The organism is Bartonella sp. CM86QHHN (assembly GCF_042194695.1).
Taxonomy (GTDB): Bacteria; Pseudomonadota; Alphaproteobacteria; order Rhizobiales; family Rhizobiaceae; genus Bartonella.
The window spans coordinates 1-1,454 of the sequence record NZ_JBHIND010000022.1 but is presented as its reverse complement, the minus strand read 5'-3'; the positions used below and the strand labels follow the sequence as shown (position 1 = coordinate 1,454).

Annotated in this window: 3 protein-coding genes; all 3 read left to right on the top strand. The window is 40.9% G+C overall.

The window, feature by feature from the left end; all coding sequences use genetic code 11:
- A partial coding sequence (locus tag ACFIKX_RS01815; protein ID WP_375661193.1) for a major capsid protein occupies positions 1 to 349 on the top strand: 349 nt, incomplete at its 5' end.
- A gap of 1 nt (position 350) precedes the next feature.
- Positions 351 to 704 (top strand): hypothetical protein, encoded by a 354-nt coding sequence (locus tag ACFIKX_RS01810; protein WP_375661192.1) that lies wholly within the window; start codon positions 351 to 353, stop codon positions 702 to 704.
- A 315-nt stretch (positions 705 to 1,019) separates the two neighbouring features.
- Positions 1,020 to 1,454: antA/AntB antirepressor family protein (locus tag ACFIKX_RS01805; RefSeq protein WP_375661191.1), on the top strand; the 435-nt coding region annotated here is incomplete at its 3' end.

Here is a 1,454-nt window from a genome sequence, read left to right as displayed (position 1 = left end):
GATTGGCTCTGGGAGCTTTGGCAGTTTTGACTTTGCGGGTGTGACTTTCATTAATTACCGGAGTATTCACAACTATAATGTAAGTGCGAAGGCTGGAACAAAGCGCGCTATAGGCATTAAGCCTGATGAATGTCAATTCTTTCCTGTTGATGCGCCTGGTGTCTTCCAAAAAACCTTTGCTCCTGGTGAAAGCTTGGATTTTGCCAACACGGTTGGAAGACCTCTCTACACGATGCTAATCGTCGACCACGACCGTAATGCATGGGTAAAACCGGAGGTCTATAGCTATCCGCTTTACATCTGTACACGCCCTGAAATGCTGTTTAAAGCCGTGATTGGAGCGAAATAACATGCGATGGCACGGGCTGCTAAACCAAATGGTTAAAGATGTGCGCAACACTTTTGGGCAGCCCATCATCTACACGCGAAAGGACAATCAACAATCTTTTCGTATCACAGCGATTTACACCATTAAACATTCGGAATCGGAGGCTGGAGGCAGAATCCCCACCACAATTGCAAGAAAGGAACTTGATCTTTGTATCAATGATATTGGGGGTTTACCACCAAAACCTCAAGATAGTATTGTGGTCCTCTCTCCTGAAAACAACAAAGCCCCCTCTTCTCAAGAGCACTTCGTGATCACAGATGTCCAAGCCTCTGAATCCGGTATGTATAAGCTTATCTTACGAGAGATAAAGTAAAAGCACGCTTATTTATTTTAAAAATATTACGTTCCCACTTGACAATGTGGCGACAATATGAATAATCGAATCAGGTGCCTAAGAAACACCTTAAAACAACAAGCGGATTGGTTGCCGAAATAATCAGTCTTCCGCACATTGTAAAGGCTTTGACTCATTATATGCGTATAGCGTATACTGGTCTTGTCGGGTGTGGTTATGCCATAAAATACCCTTTCGGGGGAAAGCATAACGACGGGCTTGTTGCCGTGTTTCTTAGCACCCGGCACTCTTTTAGAGTGTCATTAAGAAACATCTATCAACAAGGAATTCATTATGAATACTCTTATAGAAATTAGAGAACAGGTTATTGATCAGGAAACTGTTCAAACTGTTAACGCGCGTGATTTACATACGTTTTTAGAAATAAAAGCTCGCTTTAATGATTGGATTAAAAATCGCATTAAAGAATGTAAATTTCAGGAAAATATAAACTTTATAACGCTTACTAAAAATTTAGTAAGCGGTGGAAAGGTAAAAGAATATCACATTACGTTAGACGTGGCTAAACATCTTTCGATGATAGAGCGTAATGATAAAGGGCATGAAGCACGTCAATACTTTATCAAATGTGAACGGCTTTTGAAGCAAGTAGCAACACCACAGATAACTGCATCACAAGTTGACTATTCCAAACCTGAAGCATTGCTGGGAGTCTTGAATCATCTACAAAGCCAAATTGAGCAGAAGGATAACACCATTGCCGAATTA

What these genes read in the sequence shown, in the direction of transcription:
- ACFIKX_RS01810 (WP_375661192.1), top strand. Translation starts at nt 351, where the DNA reads ATGCGATGGCACGGGCTGCTAAACCAAATGGTTAAAGATGTGCGCAAC.